The sequence below is a fragment of the Photobacterium iliopiscarium genome (genome assembly GCF_003026395.1).
GTDB classification, from domain to species: domain Bacteria; phylum Pseudomonadota; class Gammaproteobacteria; order Enterobacterales; family Vibrionaceae; genus Photobacterium; species Photobacterium iliopiscarium.
The window spans coordinates 4,280-27,781 of sequence record NZ_PYOO01000022.1 but is presented as its reverse complement, the minus strand read 5'-3'; the positions used below and the strand labels follow the sequence as shown (position 1 = coordinate 27,781).

Genomic DNA, 23,502 nt, shown 5'->3' with positions numbered 1-23,502 from the left:
CCCTTGCGTATCAGCCGCAATAATCGATAGTTGTCCATGTTCAACATTAAGCTCAACCGTCATTTGACCAGAAGTACCGCTTTCTTTGGCATCAATATCAGCAATGCTCAATCCGGCAATAACATGGCTACCATCTTCATTAACATCAAATGGTGCGGGTACGGTATTAATTGGCGCATCGTTAACAGGAGTAACCATAATATCAACCGTACTTACATCAGTTAATGTACCGCCACTACCAACATTACCATTATCCGATGTGGTCATTGTTAGCTGGTCATTACCGTTGAAGTTCGTATCACCTGTATATTTAATCCCGCCATCTAACAAGGTATTAATCTTGTCAATATCGCCACTGATTACGAGCTTACCATCACCATTATCGGTAACCGTTAACCCTTGCGTATCAGCCGCAATAATCGATAGTTGTCCATGTTCAACATTAAGCTCAACCGTCATTTGACCAGAAGTACCGCTTTCTTTGGCATCAATATCAGCAATGCTCAATCCGGCAATAACATGGCTACCATCTTCATTAACATCAAATGGTGCGGGTACGGTATTAATTGGCGCATCGTTAACAGGAGTAACCGTAATATCAATGCTATCGGTGTCAGTTAATGCACCACCTGCGCCTGAATTACCGTTATCGTCGGTAGTCATAGTAAGACTATCTGTTCCATTAAAATCTTTATCGCCAGTGTAATTAATACCTTGATCTAACAGCGTATTAATTAGGTTCAAATCACCACGAATAACTAATTTACCATCGTCATTATCGGTAATCGTTAAGCCAGAGACATCAGCACCCGCAGCAATAGCAAGTTGCCCATGTTCAACACTTAACGTAACGGTCATGTCCATTACGGCATCATGATCATTGCTATCTACATCTGTGATTTGTAGATCTCTAATCACTAACGTCGCATCTTCATCTACCGTTAGTGGATCTGCTGGTAAATGATTTACTGGAGCATCATTATCCGGTGTTATATCAACGTGAATCGTCTTATCAACAGCAACACTGTCTGTACCAACAACCCCATTATCCACGGCTCGAATATCTAGATTTAAGTCGCCATTCCAAATACTGCCATCAATAACGGTTTGATTATTGGCGTCACCTGGATGAAAAATCAACGTATCCAGATCGGATCCTGTTACTTTAATAATCCATGAGCCATCAGGTTGTTTTTCTGCACTACCAACAACGCCATCAGGAAGAGTAAATGAACTTGAATCTGGCACATTAGTAATGGTGATCTGTAATGATTCTGCACCATTCTCATGCACATTTGTTCCTGGATTATTAATGGTTTTTTGATCATCAAAAGCTTGAATACCCAAATCCAGCGTAATAGGACTGTTCTCGTCACCACTGACATTTGGATCAACATCGGTATCCACTTTATCGGCAATTGGATTAACATTAATAGAAATTGTTTCACGGTTTGCTAGTGGTTTATCTAGTGATGCTTCTTGTGAATAGACTACTATGTCAAAATCAACGTTACCGCTAAAATTACGTGGTGGTTGAACTTTAATAGCACTTAAATCAAAACTTTCACCTGATGCTGTAATCGTCCATACGCCATTACCATTATTGACAGCCCCTTCAATGACAAAGCCCTCTGGTACATTCTCTAACTTAATAGAAACGATATGTTCAGAACCATCAATATCTTCTAATGACCCACTGATTCCAGCAAGCGGAATAGCGGTATCTTCATCACCAACAATGGGTGTATCAATACCTTGCCATTTAACTTGATCATTTACGGCAATAACATCAAAACTAACAGTATTATCAAACACTTTACTGTCTGTAACTGTTGCTCCTGTCGTTTGGTCATAAATAGCGGTATCAACCACGGTTGTACTAACATTAATATCCACCTTGCCGCTAAAATCTAATATCGGGCGGAAATGGATATTATCAAGCTGACTTTGATCAACCGTAATTGATGTTCCTAATACGTTACCATTCACATCAATAAATACCCCATCGCTAGTGTTAGCTAATGTCAGTGTTACTGATTGCACTGTTTCTTTACCACTGGTTTCAGAGGTATCAAGATCTTTTAAGCTAACAGAAAGATCGAGTTTGATATCACCGTCTTCATACGCAATATTATCGTAAACTTGCTCTTGTTTATCATCTGAGGTTGAGATTGGTTGCTTATCTGCATTCAAACCTTCTGTTTCAACAACCGCAATAGTGACAGAACGTGGTCCATCAACCATAGGTGCCACTTGAACAACAATAGTATCGGTTTGCGTTTTATAATCACCACTATCAGTATCAGTGGTAACGTATTTAACATCGAATTTAAAGTCTCCAGCATAGTCAACTGGAAGATTTAATTTGACATCTGAAAGATCAATCGAGCCATCAAGACCAACAGGTACTTTTAATACATATTCACCAGTAACATGGTTAAATTCAACACCTGAAATAGACGATCCAGCAGGTAAATCATTGGCGTTAATTACCAAGGTAAAATCATCATGTACCTGCTCGCCGCCAGCGGTACTTACCTTAACGATATGATCCATCATCTGCTGACCGAGATCGATAGAATGATCTTCGTCACCCGTTACAATATAGTTATCATCAACAATAATATCAGCAGCTTGCTTATCATTAGTTTCAGTATTAGCGCTAAAATCAAGTGTAATAGTGCCTTTCTCTTCAACTTTATTACTAACGTCACCGTCATCACTCATATCTTGAACAAGCGCATTGATATTCAGTGTTAACTTATCGTTATAGCCTTCTGGTGCAATAATTTTAAGATTATTTAAAGCAGATTGCGGTATTGTCCAACTGCCATCACCATTATTAATACCACCAATAATCACAAAGCCTTCAGGAATAGGGTCTAATACAATTTGAGTGATCACTTCAGAGCTTGATGTATCATCATTTTCCCATACAATTTTACCATCAGAATTGGCATCATTTGACAGGTCAATAACACCATTACTACTAGATGAAATTGTTGTAACCACCGTACCGTTATCATCAATAATGAGATTACCATCAGGCTCAACGACAGCTTTAATATCTACGTCTAACGTACCTGTAATATCTTTGGTGACAGTTTCTTTATCACCATCAACATCGGTTTGAGACACGGTAACCGTCGATGTTAACTGAATATCTTGATCTGAATTATGAGGTGCCGTTACTGTAAGCTTACCGCCATCAAGTAATGTCTGTAGTTGTTGATCTGTAAATTCAACACTACCTGTTCCACCATTTGCCAATAATGTTCCATTAATAAATAATTGATAACCTACTGGCAAACCACTTAAAACTAACCCTGTAATATGCTCTTGACTGTCAGAAAGAGAAGGCTGCCAGTTAACTACTGTCGACTCATCTTCTAACCCTTTAGAAACGGTAGTGTAATTATTCGCATCAATTTCAGGGGTAATATGAATCACTAATTTGCCGTTAAAGCTCGTACTCGCACCATCATTTTCAGTAACGACTGTTCGTACATCAAGATGAAGATCTTCAGTACTATTATGAGGCGGCTTAATCACTATATCCGTTAATGAGGCAAGATCGACCTGATAAATTGGCTGACCATCACTGTCTTCACCTGCATAAACCAATGTTTGTAAATTACCTTTAGAATCATAAAGTTCCGTACCTTCTGGAATTCCTGAAATAACCACACTTAATGTTTCCGAACCATCGGTATTACCATCAGCATTGGTGTGCTCACCAGAGATGACTTTAAAGTCGAATGTCGCTTCACTGTCTTCTTTAATGGTGGTTTGTAACCCGTGTTGACCATTATCCAATGGTGTCCAATCAGGATTATCCGAGACGATTTCAGGGCGATCAACAACCCCAGTTAAAGCAACATCAATCGTTTGAGGACCAATTATTTTTTCACTGGTCTCAGTAGTAACATTACCGCTTGCATCCGTAATTTGTGCAATATCACGTACTACGCCATTAACAGTAATACTGAAATCAACGTTACTATCCAATGGTGGCTGTAGTGTTAAACCATTCAAGTCTTGGTATGAAATTTCATATACGCCATCAGCATTTGGTGCTAATAGTTGATCATTAACATACAGCACCCCCCCTTCCGGCAATGTTGAAATCTGCAAGAATAAATGCTCAGAATTATCGATATTATCATCCAGTGATATCAGACTAATATGACTCGATAAATCAATACGCTGATCTTCATTTGCTTCAATACGCGTAACTTTAAGCACGCCATCATCAGCATCAGGATTAACATTAATAATGATTGTTTTCTCGGCCGAATCAGCAAATTGATGCCCATCAACAAAGTTACTATTTTCTTTACTTTGTGCTTGAATGGTTAACTTAATATCACCACTGAAGTTATCAACAGGATTAACTTCAACTGATGCCATCTGACTCACTGTCACTTTATATACACCAGAACCTGGTGAAGTTTCAGTTAATAACTGACCACCAATTTCTAAAGTACACTTATCTTGGTATTCAACCGGAACAGTAATGAAATAAAATAGCGCTTCTGAACCATCAGTATCTTGTAAATCAGCGACAACATTGAGCAAGACATTATTCTGATCTTCTGTAGTGACATAATGATCAACCGAACTTGCATTCCAAACCGGCGTATCTGCAATCCCTTGAACATTAACGGAAAATTCACCATTCATTACTGGATGATTACCGCCATCGGTGGTATTAATTTGTGCAACTACATCAAATTTTATGCCCGAAGATGAGGTTGAATAATCTTCATCAGGAACAAAAGTAACCCCTTGTAAAGTAAACTTCACATCCGGTGGATTGGTATTATCAACAATAAATGCGGCCGGTGGTAACGTCACACTGCCATCACTATTAACCGTGAGTGGTTGGCCGTTATACATAAACACACCATGTGCTTGTGTCTGTGGCTGAATAGTTACCGTACCAATATGTTCACCACGGTCGTTATCCCCACCGTCAATGGTCATATTTATTGCAATACCATTACGAGTAGGATCAACGTTATCAGTTGGATCTGTCGAATGACGCCCGTCATCTTCTTCACCGATACTATTTTCGGTATGAAGAATAGTGTCTTGATCTGATAGTTCAATTGTGATGATTCCTTGAGCGGTATCACCATCACCATCCGTTACTTCAAAACCAATTTTTTTAATAATCTCTTCTTGGCTATGAGTAAGATCAGCATTAGACCTAAAGATTGTTTGACCATCAGGTTTAATAAATAGCTGGCCTAATAGCTGATTACCATCAAAAACATCAAATTCATGGAACCCACTCTGACTTAAATTTTGATCGCTTAATGCAACTTTATTGCCATTAATTGTTACTGAAGTAACTTGTGCTCCATCAGCACCCGTTTTATCCATAACAAAACCATAGTTAGTATCACTAATATGGCCAGTCGTACCTTCAACAGCAGTTAACACTACATTTTCAACAGAGGGAATATCATCTTTAACAGTGACATCAATATTAACACTTGCACTCACGTCACCATCTTTATCAACCGCATAAACCGGAATTTCAATGGTTAATTGATCTTCACCTTGGGTTGGATGATCTATAGTCCCATGCAATTGGAAAATATAGCGCCCTGTTGGTAACAAATAATAGGTAAACACAACGTTACCATCAGCAATACCTTGATAAGTACCTTCACTTGATTGCGATAACGTTATCTTATTTCCATTCGAGGTTATGTCATTTTGTTGATTAAAAGAGTCAACATCCACTTTAAAGTCAACAACATAGTCACTACCAGAATTAACGATAATATCGCCTAATGCTGATTCACCCTCACCTGATGGTGTTGAGCCTGAAGCTAAATCACTCTCCTCAACGGTTAAAGCAGGAGCCGCAGTGATCACTGGGCCAGTACCATCATTAATGGTGATTTGAGCATTAATATAGTTATCGCTATCACCACCAAGATAATCACCATCTGTATCTTGTATCTGTACTGGTACATCAATGACGATTCTATCGCCATCAACAGTAACCAATCCACCGCCAGTATTACCACTATGATCAAGAGGGGAATACTGAGTAATAGATACCTTAATATCAGCATCATGACCATTCGTTGCTTGGGTTGCCGACACCGTGACTGTAATAACAACATGTCCGCTAGCGGTACCCGTTAACACACCAGTACTATGATCATAATTAAAGCTGATCTTTGCGCCATTTGCGGTTAATTCTGATTGTAATTCATCAATCAATGCCGTGAGTTTAGTACTATCAATGGTCGCAGTGGTTGGATTAAGGCGATCCACCCCAGCTTTAACGTCAATATTAACATCACCTGAAACAGGATAACCTTGTTGACCAGTAGCAGGGGTTAAATCACCTTCAGTAATAATAATTGAACCTGTTTCACCACCTACCGCATTATTACCATCATGAATATTGATCGTAATCTGGCCTGGCTTACTGACATCACCATCATGATCTTGTGCATAAACGTTTAAGTCGATATTCTCATTATCAGCCGCTTTATCATCAACTTGATCAATCGGTTGTTGTTGGGTAACGGTATAATGACCATCAATATCAATACTCACTTCCATCACAACCTGAGACGGATCACTTTGCAGTACCACAATCACACTCGATCCATCAGCACTCAAATGATAACTCGTAGCATGGCCATTACTAGTTAAACCATTTAATGATGCTTGCTCGCTGCCAAAATAGACTTTTGCTATTTGGTCACTTCCAGTATCAACATTGATTGTGCCAGAACCAGTTGCCTGACCTGATGTACCTTCTTCTAAGGTTGCTGACGTATCGTTCCCAAATGATGGTTTCTGCCCATCTTTGATCGTGATGTTGACATCAACAGGTTTTTCTAGCGCATCACCATCAGTATCCTGCATTTGAACAGGCACACTAATAGTAATTTTACCGCCTCTAACATCAACAAATGTACCGTTAGATTTCAAATGATCTAATGGTAGTGATTGTTGAATAGTCATATCGACACTGACATCACCATTTGCTAATGATGATGGTGTCATCGTAATAGTCACTGCCTCATGTCCGCCTGTTGCGGTTACACCAGTAATGGTAATGACGCCATTCGCTCCAATCTCAACATTAAAACTTAACGTTTCACCATCAGATGTAAGGCCATTTAATTCGGTTAACAATGTCGACTTAACACTATCAGTAATTGTTAACGAATTAGCGACTAAGGCATCATCAGTTGCATCAACAGTAAATTGTCCGGAGCCAACAACAGGGTAACCTTTTCCTGGGCGAGGATTTTCTAAATCCCCTTCTGTAATAATAATATTGGCTTGAACGCCTTCACCTGTTGGGTTTAGACCATCCTTAATATGGATCGCTAATTGACCCGTATTACTCGTATCACCATCGTCATCAATAGCAACAACACCAAGCTCAATATTAACACTATCGCCTACGGCATTATTTTGCTCAATAGGTTGATGTTGTTCAACAATATAATGACCATCATTAGCAATAGTGATGGTTAAGACGGCTTCGCCATCATTCGTACCGCCGTCGATAACAACCTGAATTTCATTACCATTAACAACATAGCGAGTCTCTTGATTATTAGAAATAAGATGTTCAAGAGACGGCTGAGACGATGCAAAATTAATATGTTCGATATCATCCGAGCCCACATCGAGTGGAATCTTTCCAGTTGCAGTTACACCAGTTTCTGTTTCCGTAATAGTAGTACCGCTATCGATACCGAACACAGGGTTCGCACCATCTTTAATCGTAATATCAATCGTGGCTGGGTTATCTAATGGATCACCGTCGGTATCTTGCGCTTGTACGGGGACTTTAATCGCAATGTCATTGCCATTAACCGTTACAAATCCAGCACTGTCACCCGAAGCATTATGATCCAGTGGCAATGCTTGAATAATCTTGATGTCAACATTAACGTTTTGACCATCTTGCTGAGGTGTTAATTCAACCCGCACTGCAACCGTATCAGTCCCTGCAAGAGTACCAACCAAGTTACCGTTCGCATCAACCGTAAATATCAACGCGTGACCACCCGAAGTCAATTCAGCGTTAAGCTCTTTAATTAAATCCGCTTGTTGGCTTGCATCAATCGCAACGGTATTTGGATCAAGACGATCTTCACCCGCAACCAGTGTTAACTGTCCGCTTTGTTCCACAGGGTACGTGGTATCAATGCCACCAGTGCTGGTGCCGCTGCCATCCACATCACGATCACCTTCTGTCAGCGTGATATCAATGTTCTCACCACCAACCGCATCAGTGCCGTCATTAATAGTGATATTTAATTCACCCTGAGCGGTATCACCGTCTTTATCGGTTGCCGTGACATCCAGTTTAATCTCAGCAATATCAGCACTGTTTTGATCAACAGGTCCGGTCACTTTAACGGTATAAGTACCGTCATTAGCGATCGTCACCACCATCACGGGTTGTGACTGTGCATCCACCACCGTTAATACATTGCTGTTAACGTTATATGTGGTCGCTTCACCATTACTGGTGATATTGGCAAGACCGTCTTGCGCGACATTAAAGTGAATAGATTGGATATCATCCGAGCCCACATCAAGTGGGATCTGACCTGCAATGATCTTATCCGCCTCGGTGGTTTCATTAATAGTGCTGCCGCTATCGATACCAAATACAGGGTTCGCACCATCTTTAATCGTAATATCAATCGTGGCTGGGTTATCTAATGGATCACCATCGGTATCTTGCGCTTGTACGGGGACTTTAATCGCAATGTCATTGCCATTAACCGTTACAAACCCAGCACTGTCACCAGAGGCATTATGATCCAGCGGCAATGCTTGAATAATCTTGATGTCAACGTTAACGTTTTGACCATCTTGCTGAGATGTTAATTCAACCCGCACGGCAACCGTATCAGTCCCTGCAAGAGTACCAACCAAATTACCGTTCGCATCAACCGTAAACATCAACGCGTGACCACCCGAAGTCAATTCAGCGTTAAGCTCTTTAATCAACGCTGCTTGTTGACTTGCATCAATCGCAACGGTATTTGGGTCAAGACGATCTTCACCCGCAACCAGTGTTAACTGTCCGCTTTGTTCCACCGGGTACGTGGTATCTACGCCACCGGTGCTAGTGCCGCTGCCATCCACATCACGATCACCTTCTGTCAGCGTGATATCAATGTTCTCACCACCAACCGCATCAGTGCCGTCATTAATGGTGATATTTAATTCACCCTGAGCGGTATCACCGTCTTTATCGGTTGCCGTCACAGCCAGTTTAATGTCAGCAATATCGGCACTGTTTTGATCAACAGGTCCGGTCACTTTAACGGTATAAGTACCGTCATTAGCGATCGTCACCACCATCACGGGTTGTGACTGTGCATCCACCACCGTTAAGACATTGCCGTTAACGTTATATGTGGTCGCTTCACCATTACTGGTGATATTAGCAAGACCGTCTTGCGCGGCATTAAAGTGAATAGATTGGATATCATCCGAGCCGATATCTAATGGCACATCACCATTAACAATCTGTCCATTTTGTGTAGTTTCATTGATGTTCGTACCATTATCGATACCAAATTCGGGATTTACACCATCTTTAATCGTAATATCAATCGTGGCTGGGTTATCTAATGGATCGCCGTCAGTGTCTTTGGCTTGTACGGGCACTTTAATCGCAATGTCATCACCATCGACAGAAACATAAGTACCATTACCTGAATCTTTATGATCAAGGGGAAGTTCTTGGATGATTTTGACTTCAACGTTAACGTTTTGTCCATCTTGCTGAGGTGTTAATTCAACCCGCACGGCAACAGTATCAGTCCCTGCAAGGGTACCGACCAGGTTACCGTTCACATCAACCGTAAATGTCAACGCGTGACCGCTAGATGTCAGTTCAGCGTTAAGCTCTGTAATTAAGTCCGCTTGTTGGCTGGCATCAATCGCAACGGTATTTGGGTCAAGGCGATCTTCACCCGCAACCAGTGTTAACTGTCCACTTTGTTCCACAGGGTACGTGGTATCAATACCACCAGTGCTGGTGCCGCTACCATCAACATCACGATCACCTTCTGTGAGCGTGATATCAATGTTCTCACCACCAACCGCATCAGTGCCGTCATTAATGGTGATATTTAATTCACCCTGAGCGGTATCACCGTCTTTATCGGTTGCCGTCACAGCCAGTTTAATCTCAGCAATATCGGCACTGTTTTGATCAACAGCTCCGGTCACTTTAACGGTATAAGTGCCGTCATTAGCGATCGTCACCACCATTACGGGTTGTGACTGTGCATCCACCACCGTTAATACATTACCGTTAACGTTATATGTGGTCGCTTCACCATTGCTGGTGATATTAGCAAGACCCTCTTGCGCGGCATTAAAGTGAAGAGATTGGATATCATCCGAGCCGATATCTAATGGCACATCACCATTAACAATCTGTCCATTTTGTGTAGTTTCATTGATGTTCGTACCATTATCGATACCGAATACAGGATTTGCACCATCTTTAATCGTAATATCAATCGTGGCTGGGTTATCTAATGGATCACCATCGGTATCTTGCGCTTGCACGGGGACTTTAATCGCAATGTCATTGCCATTAACCGTTACAAACCCAGCACTGTCACCCGAGACATTATGATCCAGCGGCAATTCTTGGATGATTTTGACTTCAACGTTAACGTTTTGACCGTCTTGTATTGGAGTTAATTCAACCCGCACTGCAACGGTATCAGTCCCTGCAAGAGTACCGACCAAGTTACCATTCGCATCAACCGTAAACGTCAGCGCGTGACCGCTAGATGTCAGTTCAGCGTTAAGCTCTTTAATTAGCTCTGCTTGTTGGCTGGCATCAATCGCAACGGTATTTGGGTCAAGACGATCTTCACCCGCAACCAGTGTTAACTGTCCGCTTTGTTCCACAGGGTACGTGGTATCGATGCCACCAGTGCTGGTACCGCTGCCATCAACATCACGATCACCTTCTGTCAGCGTGATATCAATGTTCTCACCACCAACCGCATCAGTGCCGTCGTTAATGGTGATATTTAATTCACCACGTGCGGTATCACCGTCTTTATCGGTTGCCGTGACAGCCAGTTTAATCTCAGCAATATCGGCACTGTTTTGATCAACAGCTCCAGTCACTTTAACGGTATAGGTACCGTCATTAGCGATCGTCACCACCATCACTGGTTGTGACTGTGCATCCACCACCGTTAGTACATTGCCGTTGACCGTAAAAGTTGTCGCTTCACCATTGCTGGTGATATTAGCAAGACCGTCTTGCGCGGCATTAAAGTGAATAGATTGGATATCATCCGAGCCCACATCGAGTGGGATCTGACCCGCAATGATCTTATCCGCCTCGGTGGTTTCATTGATGGTAATACCGCTATCGATACCAAATACAGGGTTCGCACCATCTTTAATCGTAATATCAATCGTGGCTGGGTTATCTAATGGATCACCATCAGTGTCTTTGGCTTGCACGGGGACTTTAATCGCAATGTCATTACCATCGACAGAAACATAAATACCATTACCTGAATCTTTATGATCAAGGGGAAGTTCTTGGATGATTTTGACTTCAACGTTAACGTTTTGGCCATCTTGTGTTGGTGTTAATTCAACCCGCACTGCAACGGTATCAGTCCCTGCAAGGGTACCGACCAGGTTACCGTTCACATCAACCGTAAATGTCAACGCGTGACCGCTAGATGTCAGTTCAGCGTTAAGCTCTTTAATTAAGTCCGCTTGTTGGCTTGCATCAATCGCAACAGTATTGGGGTCAAGACGATCTTCACCCGCAACCAGTGTTAACTGTCCGCTTTGTTCCACAGGGTACGTGGTATCGACGCCACCTGTGCTGGTGCCGCTGCCATCAACATCACGATCACCTTCTGTGAGCGTGATATCTATGTTCTCACCACCAACCGCATCAGTGCCGTCATTAATGGTGATATTTAATTCACCCTGAGCGGTATCACCGTCTTTATCCGTTGCCGTCACATCCAGTTTAATCTCAGCTATATCGGCACTGTTTTGATCAACAGCTCCAGTCACTTTAACGGTATAAGTGCCGTCATTAGCGATCGTCACCACCATTACGGGTTGTAAATTCGAACCAATAACCGTTAGTACATTACCGTTAACGTTATATGTGGTCGCTTCACCATTACTGGTGATATTAGCAAGACCGTCTTGCGCGGCATTAAAGTGAATAGATTGGATATCATCCGAGCCGATATCTAATGGCACATCACCATTAACAATCTGTCCATTTTGTGTAGTTTCATTGATGTTCGTACCATTATCGATACCAAATTCGGGATTTACACCATCTTTAATCGTAATATCAATCGTGGCTGGGTTATCTAATGGATCACCGTCGGTATCTTGCGCTTGTACGGGGACTTTAATCGCAATGTCATTGCCATTAACCGTTACAAATCCAGCACTGTCACCCGAAGCATTATGATCCAGTGGCAATGCTTGAATAATCTTGATGTCAACATTAACGTTTTGACCATCTTGCTGAGGTGTTAATTCAACCCGCACGGCAACGGTATCAGTCCCTACAAGAGTACCAACCAAGTTACCATTCGCATCAACCGTAAACGTCAACGCGTGACCGCTAGATGTCAGTTCAGCGTTAAGCTCTTTAATTAAGTCCGCTTGTTGACTAGCATCAATCGCAACAGTATGTGGGTCAAGACGATCTTCACCAGCAACCAGTGTTAACCGTCCGCTTTGTTCCACAGGGTACGTGGTATCAATGCCACCGGTGCTAGTGCCGCTGCCATCCACATCACGATCACCTTCTGTCAGCGTGATATCAATGTTCTCACCACCAACCGCATCAGTGCCGTCATTAATGGTGATATTTAATTCACCCTGAGCGGTATCACCGTCTTTATCGGTTGCCGTCACAGCCAGTTTAATCTCAGCAATATCGGCACTGTTTTGATCAACAGCTCCGGTCACTTTAACGGTATAAGTACCATCATTAGCGATCGTCACCACCATCACAGGTTGTGACTGTGTATCCACCACCGTTAAGACATTGCCGTTAACGTTATATGTGGTCGCTTCACCATTGCTGCTGATATTGGCAAGACCCTCTTGCGCGGCATTAAAGTGAATAGATTGGATATCATCCGAGCCCACATCAAGTGGGATCTGACCTGCGATGATCTTATCTGCCTCGGTTGTTTCATTAATAGTGATGCCGCTATCGATACCAAATACAGGATTCGCACCATCTTTAATCGTAATATCAATCGTGGCTGGGTTATCTAATGGATCACCGTCGGTATCTTGCGCTTGTACGGGGACTTTAATCGCAATGTCATCACCATCGACAGAAACATAAGTACCATTACCTGAATCTTTATGATCAAGGGGAAGTTCTTGGATGATTTTGACTTCAACGTTAACGTTTTGTCCATCTTGTGTTGGTGTTAATTCAACCCGCACGGCAACGGTATCAGTCCCTACAAGAGTACCAACCAAGTTACCATTCGCATCAACCGTAAACGTCAACGCGTGACCGCTAGATGTCAGTTCAGCGTTAAGTTCTTTAATTAAGTCCGCTTGTTGGCTTGCATCAATCGCAACGGTATTTGGGTCAAGACGATCTTCACCCGCAACCAGTGTTAACTGTCCGCTTTGTTCCACCGGGTACGTGGTATCAATGCCACCAGTGCTAGTACCGCTACCATTCACATCACGATCACCTTCTGTGAGCGTGATATCAATGTTCTCACCACCAACCGCATCAGTGCCGTCGTTAATGGTGATATTTAATTCACCCTGAGCGGTATCACCGTCTTTATCGGTTGCCGTCACACCCAGTTTAATCTCAGTAATATCGGCACTGTTTTGATCAACAGGTCCAGTTACTTTAACGGTATAAGTGCCGTCATTAGCGATCGTCACCACCATCACAGGTTGTGACTGTGTATCCACCACCGTTAAGACATTGCCGTTAACGTTATATGTGGTCGCTTCACCATTGCTGCTGATATTGGCAAGACCCTCTTGCGCGGCATTAAAGTGAATAGATTGGATATCATCCGAGCCCACATCAAGTGGGATCTGACCTGCGATGATCTTATCTGCCTCGGTAGTTTCATTGATAGTAATACCGCTATCGATACCGAACACAGGGTTCGCACCATCTTTAATCGTAATATCAATCGTGGCTGGGTTATCTAATGGATCACCATCAGTGTCTTTGGCTTGCACGGGGACTTTAATCGCAATGTCATCACCATCGACAGAAACATAAGTACCATTACCTGAATCTTTATGATCAAGGGGAAGTTCTTGGATGATTTTGACTTCAACATTAACGTTTTGACCATCTTGCTGAGGTGTTAATTCAACCCGCACTGCAACCGTATCAGTCCCTGCAAGAGTACCAACCAAGTTACCGTTCGCATCAACCGTAAATGTCAACGCGTGACCACCCGAAGTCAATTCAGCGTTAAGCTCTTTAATTAAATCCGCTTGTTGGCTTGCATCAATCGCAACGGTATTTGGATCAAGACGATCTTCACCCGCAACCAGTGTTAACTGTCCGCTTTGTTCCACAGGGTACGTGGTATCAATGCCACCGGTGCTAATGCCGCTGCCATCAACATCACGATCACCTTCTGTGAGCGTGATATCAATGTTCTCACCACCAACCGCATCAGTGCCGTCGTTAATGGTGATATTTAATTCACCCTGAGCGGTATCACCGTCTTTATCGGTTGCCGTCACAGCCAGTTTAATGTCTGCAATATCGGCACTGTTTTGATCAACAGGTCCGGTTACTTTAACGGTATAAGTGCCGTCATTAGCGATCGTCACCACCATCACGGGTTGTAAATTCGAACCAATAACCGTTAATACATTACCGTTAACATTATATGTGGTCGCTTCACCATTGCTGGTAATATTGGCAAGACCGTCTTGCGCTGCATTAAAGTGAATAGATTGGATATCATCCGAGCCCACATCAAGTGGGATCTGACCTGCGATGATCTTATCCGCCTCGGTGGTTTCATTGATGATAGTACCGCTATCGATACCGAACACAGGGTTCGCACCATCTTTAATCGTAATATCAATCGTGGCTGGGTTATCTAATGGATCGCCATCAGTGTCTTTGGCTTGCACGGGCACTTTAATCGCAATGTCATCACCATCGACAGAAACATAAGTACCATTACTTGAATCTTTATGATCAAGGGGAAGTTCTTGGATGATTTTGACTTCAATATTAACGTTTTGACCATCTTGCTGAGGTGTTAATTCAACCCGCACGGCAACGGTATCAGTCCCTGCAAGGGTACCGACCAGGTTACCGTTCGCATCAACAGTAAACGTCAAGGCTTGACCGCTAGATGTCAGTTCAGCGTTAAGTTCTTTAATCAACGCTGCTTGTTGACTGGCATCAATCGCAACGGTATTTGGGTCAAGACGATCTTCACCAGCAACCAGTGTTAACTGTCCGCTTTGTTCCACAGGGTACGTAGTATCGATGCCACCAGTGCTGGTGCCGCTACCATCAACATCACGATCACCTTCTGTGAGCGTGATATCAATGTTCTCACCACCAACCGCATCAGTGCCGTCATTAATAGTGATATTTAATTCACCATGAGCGCTATCACCGTCTTTATCGGTTGCCGTCACAGCCAGTTTAATCTCAGCTATATCGGCACTGTTTTGATCAACAGGTCCAGTTACTTTAACGGTATAGGTACCGTCATTAGCGATCGTCACCACCATCACGGGTTGTGAATTCGAACCAATAACCGTTAGTACATTGCCGTTGACCGTAAAAGTTGTCGCTTCACCATTACTGGTGATATTAGCAAGACCCTCTTGCGCGGCATTAAAGTGAAGAGATTGGATATCATCCGAGCCCACATCGAGTGGAATCTTTCCAGTTGCAGTTACACCAGTTTCTGTTTCCGTAATAGTAGTACCGCTGTCGATACCGAATATAGGATTTGCACCATCTTTAATCGTAATATCAATCGTGGCTGGGTTATCTAATGGATCACCATCGGTGTCTTTGGCTTGTACGGGCACTTTAATCGCAATGTCATCACCATCGACAGAAACATAAGTACCATTACCTGAATCTTTATGATCAAGGGGAAGTTCTTGGATGATTTTGACTTCAACGTTAACGTTTTGTCCATCTTGTGTTGGTGTTAATTCAACCCGCACTGCAACAGTATCAGTCCCTGCAAGGGTACCGACCAAGTTACCGTTCGCATCAACCGTAAATGTCAACGCGTGACCGCTAGATGTCAGTTCAGCGTTAAGCTCTTTAATTAAGTCCGCTTGTTGACTTGCATCAATCGCAACGGTATTTGGATCAAGACGATCTTCACCCGCAACCAGTGTTAACTGTCCGCTTTGTTCCACAGGGTACGTGGTATCGACGCCACCGGTGCTAGTACCGCTGCCATCAACATCACGATCACCTTCTGTGAGCGTGATATCAATGTTCTCACCACCAACCGCATCAATGCCGTCGTTAATGGTGATATTTAATTCACCCTGAGCGGTATCACCGTCTTTATCGGTTGCCGTCACAGCCAGTTTAATGTCTGCAATATCGGCACTGTTTTGATCAACAGGTCCAGTTACTTTAACGGTATAGGTACCGTCATTAGCGATCGTCACCACCATCACGGGTTGTGACTGTGCATCCACCACCGTTAATACATTGCCGTTGACCGTAAAAGTTGTCGCTTCACCATTACTGGTGATATTGGCAAGACCGTCTTGCGCGGCATTAAAGTGAATAGATTGGATATCATCCGAGCCCACATCAAATGGGATCTGACCTGCAATGATCTTATCCGCCTCGGTGGTTTCATTAATAGTGATGCTGCTGTCGATACCGAACACAGGGTTCGCACCATCTTTAATCGTAATATCAATCGTGGCTGGGTTATCTAATGGATCACCGTCAGTATCTTTGGCTTGCACGGGGACTTTAATCGCAATGTCATTACCATTAACCGTTACAAATCCAGCACTGTTACCCGAAGCATTATGATCCAGTGGCAATGCTTGAATAATCTTGATGTCAACGTTAACGTTTTGTCCATCTTGTGTTGGTGTTAATTCAACCCGCACCGCAACCGTATCAGTCCCTACAAGAGTACCAACCAAGTTACCGTTCGCATCAACCGTAAACGTCAACGCGTGACCACTAGATGTCAGTTCAGCATTAAGCTCTTTAATTAAGTCCGCTTGTTGGCTTGCATCAATCGCAGCCGATGACGCCACTAACCGATCTTCACCCGCAACCAGTGTTAACTGTCCGCTTTGTTCCACAGGGTACGTGGTATCAATGCCACCAGTGCTAGTACCGCTACCATCCACATCACGATCACCTTCTGTCAGCGTGATATCAATATTCTCGCCACCAACCGCATCACTGCCGTCGTTGATAGTGATATTTAATTCACCATTAGCGGTATCACCGTCTTTATCGGTTGCCGTCACAGCCAATTTAATGTCAGCAATATCGGCACTGTTTTGATCAACAGGTCCGGTTACTTTAACGGTATAAGTGCCGTCATTAGCGATCGTCACCACCATTACGGGTTGTGACTGTGCATCCACCACCGTTAAGACATTGCCGTTAACGTTATATGTGGTGGCTTCACCATTACTGGTGATATTAGCAAGACCGCCTTGCGCCGCATTAAAATGAAGAGATTGGATATCATCCGAGCCCACATCGAGTGGAATCTGACCCGCGATGATCTTATCCGCCTCGGTGGTTTCATTGATGCTAGTACCGCTATCGATACCGAATACAGGGTTCGCACCATCTTTAATCGTAATATCAATCGTGGCAGCGTTATCTAATGGATCACCATCAGTGTCTTTGGCTTGCACGGGGACTTTAATCGCAATGTCATCACCATCGACAGAAACATAAGTACCATTACCTGAATCTTTATGATCAAGGGGAAGTTCTTGGATGATTTTGACTTCAATATTAACGTTTTGGCCATCTTGCTGAGGTGTTAATTCAACCCGCACTGCAACGGTATCAGTCCCTGCAAGAGTACCAACCAAGTTGCCATTCGCATCAACCGTAAATGTCAACGCGTGACCGCCAGATGTCAGTTCAGTGTTAAGCTCTTTAATCAACCCTGCTTGTTGACTGGCATCAATCGCAACGGTATTTGGGTCAAGGCGATCTTCACCCGCAACCAGTGTTAACTGTCCGCTTTGTTCCACAGGGTACGTAGTATCGACGCCACCGGTGCTGGTACCGCTACCATCCACATCACGATCACCTTCTGTCAGCGTGATATCAATGTTCTCACCACCAACCGCATCAGTGCCGTCATTAATGGTGATATTTAATTCACCCTGAGCGGTATCACCGTCTTTATCGGTTGCCGTGACAGCCAGTTTAATCTCAGCAATATCGGCACTGTTTTGATCAACAGCTCCGGTCACTTTAACGGTATAGGTACCGTCATTAGCGATCGTCACCACCATCACGGGTTGTGACTGTGCATCTACCACCGTTAAGACATTGCCGTTAACGTTATATGTGGTGGCTTCACCATTGCTAGTGATATTAGCAAGACCGTCTTGCGCGGCATTAAAGTGAATAGATTGGATATCATCCGAGCCCACATCAAGTGGGATCTGACCTACGATGATCTTATCTGCCTCGGTGGTTTCATTGATAGTAATACCGCTATCGATACCGAACACAGGGTTCGCACCATCTTTAATCGTAATATCAATCGTGGCTGGGTTATCTAATGGATCACCATCAGTGTCTTTGGCTTGCACGGGGACTTTAATCGCAATGTCATCACCATCGACAGAAACATAAGTACCATTACCTGAATCTTTATGATCAAGGGGAAGTTCTTGGATGATTTTGACTTCAACATTAACGTTTTGACCATCTTGCTGAGGTGTTAATTCAACCCGCACGGCAACGGTATCAGTCCCTGCAAGGGTACCGACCAGGTTACCGTTCGCATCAACTGTAAACGTCAAGGCTTGACCGCTAGATGTCAGTTCAGCGTTAAGTTCTTTAATCAACGCTGCTTGTTGACTGGCATCAATCGCAACAGTATGTGGGTCAAGACGATCTTCACCCGCAACCAGTGTTAACTGTCCGCTTTGTTCCACAGGGTATGTGGTATCAATGCCACCGCTGCTGGTACCGCTACCATCAACATCACGATCACCTTCTGTGAGCTTGATATCAATGTTCTCGCCACCAACCGCATCACTGCCATCGTTGATAGTGATATTTAATTCACCCTGAGCGGTATCACCGTCTTTATCGGTTGCCGTCACAGCCAGTTTAATCTCAGCTATATCGGCACTGTTTTGATCAACAGGTCCAGTTACTTTAACGGTATAGGTACCGTCATTAGCGATCGTCACCACCATCACGGGTTGTGAATTCGAACCAATAACCGTTAGTACATTGCCGTTGACCGTAAAAGTTGTCGCTTCACCATTACTGGTGATATTAGCAAGACCCTCTTGCGCGGCATTAAAGTGAAGAGATTGGATATCATCCGAGCCCACATCGAGTGGAATCTTTCCAGTTGCAGTTACACCAGTTTCTGTTTCCGTAATAGTAGTACCGCTGTCGATACCGAATATAGGATTTGCACCATCTTTAATCGTAATATCAATCGTGGCCGGGTTATCTAATGGATCACCATCAGTGTCTTGCGCTTGTACGGGGACTTTAATCGCAATGTCATTGCCATTAACCGTTACAAACCCTGCACTGTCACCCGAAGCATTATGATCCAGTGGCAATGCTTGAATAATCTTGATGTCAACGTTAACGTTTTGACCGTCTTGCTGAGGTGTTAATTCAACCCGCACGGCAACGGTATCAGTCCCTACAAGAGTACCAACCAAGTTACCGTTCACATCAACCGTAAACGTCAACGCGTGACCACTAGATGTCAGTTCAGCGTTAAGCTCTTTAATTAGCTCTGCTTGTTGGCTTACATCAATCGCAACAGTATTTGGGTCAAGACGATCTTCACCCGCAACCAGTGTTAACTGTCCGCTTTGTTCCACAGGGTACGAGGTATCGACGCCACCAGTGCTGCTACCGCTGCCATCAACATCACGATCACCTTCTGTGAGCGTGATATCAATGTTCTCACCACCAACCGCATCACTGCCGTCATTAATGGTGATATTTAATTCACCACGTGCGGTATCACCGTCGTTATCGGTTGCCGTCACAGCCAGTTTAATCTCAGCAATATCGGCACTGTTTTGATCAACAGGTCCAGTTACTTTAACGGTATAAGTACCGTTATTAGCGATCGTCACCACCATCACAGGTTGTGACTGTGTATCCACCACCGTTAAGACATTGCCGTTAACGTTATATGTGGTCGCTTCACCATTACTGGTGATATTGGCAAGACCGTCTTGCGCCGCATTAAAGTGAATAGATTGGATATCATCCGAGCCCACATCGAGTGGGATCTGACCCGCGATGATCTTATCCGCCTCGGTGGTTTCATTAATAGTGATGCCGCTATCGATACCGAACACAGGGTTCGCACCATCTTTAATCGTAATATCAATCGTGGCAGCGTTATCTAATGGATCACCATCAGTGTCTTTGGCTTGCACGGGCACTTTAATCGCAATGTCATTGCCATTAACCGTTACAAACCCAGCACTGTCACCCGAGACATTATGATCCAGCGGCAATTCTTGGATGATTTTGACTTCAACGTTAACGTTTTGACCGTCTTGTGTTGGTGTTAATTCAACCCGCACTGCAACGGTATCAGTCCCTGCAAGGGTACCAACCAAGTTACCATTCGCATCAACAGTAAACGTCAACGCGTGACCGCCTGAAGTCAGTTCAGCGTTAAGCTCTTTAATTAAGCTTGCTTGTTGGCTTACATCAATCGCAGCCGATGACGCCACTAACCGATCTTCACCCGCAACCAGTGTTAACTGTCCGCTTTGTTCCACAGGGTACGTGGTATCAATGCCACCAGTGCTAGTACCGCTACCATCCACATCACGATCACCTTCTGTGAGCGTGATATCAATGTTCTCACCACCAACCGCATCACTGCCGTCGTTGATGGTGATATTTAATTCGCCATTAGCGCTATCACCGTCTTTATCGGTTGCCGTCACAGCCAGTTTAATCTCAGCAATATCGGCACTGTTTTGATCAACAGCTCCGGTTACTTTAACGGTATAAGTACCGTCATTAGCGATCGTCACCACCATCACGGGTTGTGACTGTGCATCCACCACCGTTAATACATTGCCGTTAACGTTATATGTGGTCGCTTCACCATTGCTGGTAATATTGGCAAGACCCTCTTGCGCGGCATTAAAGTGAATAGATTGGATATCATCCGAGCCCACATCAAGTGGGATCTGACCTGCGATGATCTTATCTGCCTCGGTGGTTTCATTGATGCTAATACCGCTATCAATACCAAACACAGGGTTCGCACCATCTTTAATCGTAATATCAATCGTGGCTGGGTTATCTAATGGATCACCGTCGGTATCTTGAGCTTGTACGGGGACTTTAATCGCAATGTCATCACCATCGACAGAAACATAAGTACCATTACCTGAATCTTTATGATCAAGGGGAAGTTCTTGGATGATTTTGACTTCAACATTAACGTTTTGACCATCTTGCTGAGGTGTTAATTCAACCCGCACTGCAACCGTATCAGTCCCTGCAAGAGTACCAACCAAGTTACCGTTCGCATCAACCGTAAATGTCAACGCGTGACCACCCGAAGTCAATTCAGCGTTAAGCTCTTTAATTAAATCCGCTTGTTGGCTTGCATCAATCGCAACGGTATTTGGATCAAGACGATCTTCACCCGCAACCAGTGTTAACTGTCCGCTTTGTTCCACAGGGTACGTGGTATCAATGCCACCAGTGCTGGTGCCGCTGCCATCCACATCACGATCACCTTCTGTCAGCGTGATATCAATGTTCTCACCACCAACCGCATCAGTGCCGTCGTTGATAGTGATATTTAATTCACCCTGAGCGGTATCACCGTCTTTATCCGTTGCCGTTACAGCCAGTTTAATGTCTGCAATATCGGCACTGTTTTGATCAACAGCTCCGGTCACTTTAACGGTATAAGTACCGTCATTAGCGATCGTCACCACCATCACAGGTTGTGAATTCGAACCAATAACCGTTAGTACATTGCCGTTGACCGTAAAAGTTGTCGCTTCACCATTACTGGTGATATTGGCAAGACCGTCTTGCGCCGCATTAAAGTGAATAGATTGGATATCATCCGAGCCGATATCTAATGGCACATCACCATTAACAATCTGTCCATTTTGTGTAGTTTCATTGATGTTCGTACCATTATCGATACCAAATTCGGGATTTACACCATCTTTAATCGTAATATCAACATTAATTGGCTGATCCAGTAAATTACCATTTGAATCAGCACCTTGAATCGCAACATCAACAGTAATACTATCGCCATCACGAGAAACTAAACCACTACCATTACCTTCTGAATGATCAATTGGCTGATTAATAATTGTGGTAATATTAACCGTAACATCACGTCCATTAGCTGACGATGCATCAAGGGTAATTGACATAACTGTCGTACCATTGAGAGTACCAACAATTGCATTCGATTGAGTATCAAAAACAAAGCTAACAGCTTGTCCCCCTGAAGAAATTTCATTATTTAATTCAAAAAGCAATGTATTAATAGAGAGAGAATCAAAAATAAAAGAGGCACTTTCAAGCGGTAATGTTGCAGCATCAATAATAATTGAAATAGACGTTTGAACAGGATAGCCTTGTTCACTTGCTGATGGAAATAAATCACCTTCGACGAGAGTCATCGATCCTAATTCACCACCATCCGCGGCTAAAATCACATTCGTATCGCTAGATTGAATAGTACGGTTAGGATCATAAGTTGTATCAAAACCAGCTTCAGCTAACACCGTATTATTATCATAATTAATTGTAATAAAGCTTGCAGTTGCAGATGAACCATTTAATCCTACATTTCCTGCAGCACTCTCATTGCCAGCAGCTGGGGCTTCAAATAATGCAGTTGGATCTTGTCCAGATAAAATAGCATTTTGTAACGCTGTAATATCATCAATAGAAAATGATGTACCTTCTTTAGCATCACCATTAAAAGTAATACGGTCATCTAACTCAACTGTTTCAACACCATCAGGTGTTAATATTGAACAACTAGAGCAAGGGAGGTTAACAACTTGTTCTACACCATCTTTAATAAGAATAAATTTTGCGTCACGATTAGTAACAATAATTTCATTGGTTTGAAGAGCATGTAAATCAGTAACAGGAATAGGTTGTTGATTTGGTTTAAGAATAAAACTATCACCATCAACAAGCTTAAACTCTTCAATTTTATTATTATTTTTAACCAT

The 23,502-nt window shown here is 43.3% G+C and carries 1 protein-coding gene; it reads right to left on the bottom strand.

Going from position 1 to position 23,502, the window contains the following annotated elements; genetic code table 11:
• Positions 1-23,502: T1SS-143 repeat domain-containing protein (locus tag C9J51_RS18640; RefSeq protein WP_107275277.1), on the bottom strand; the 23,502-nt coding region annotated here is incomplete at its 3' end.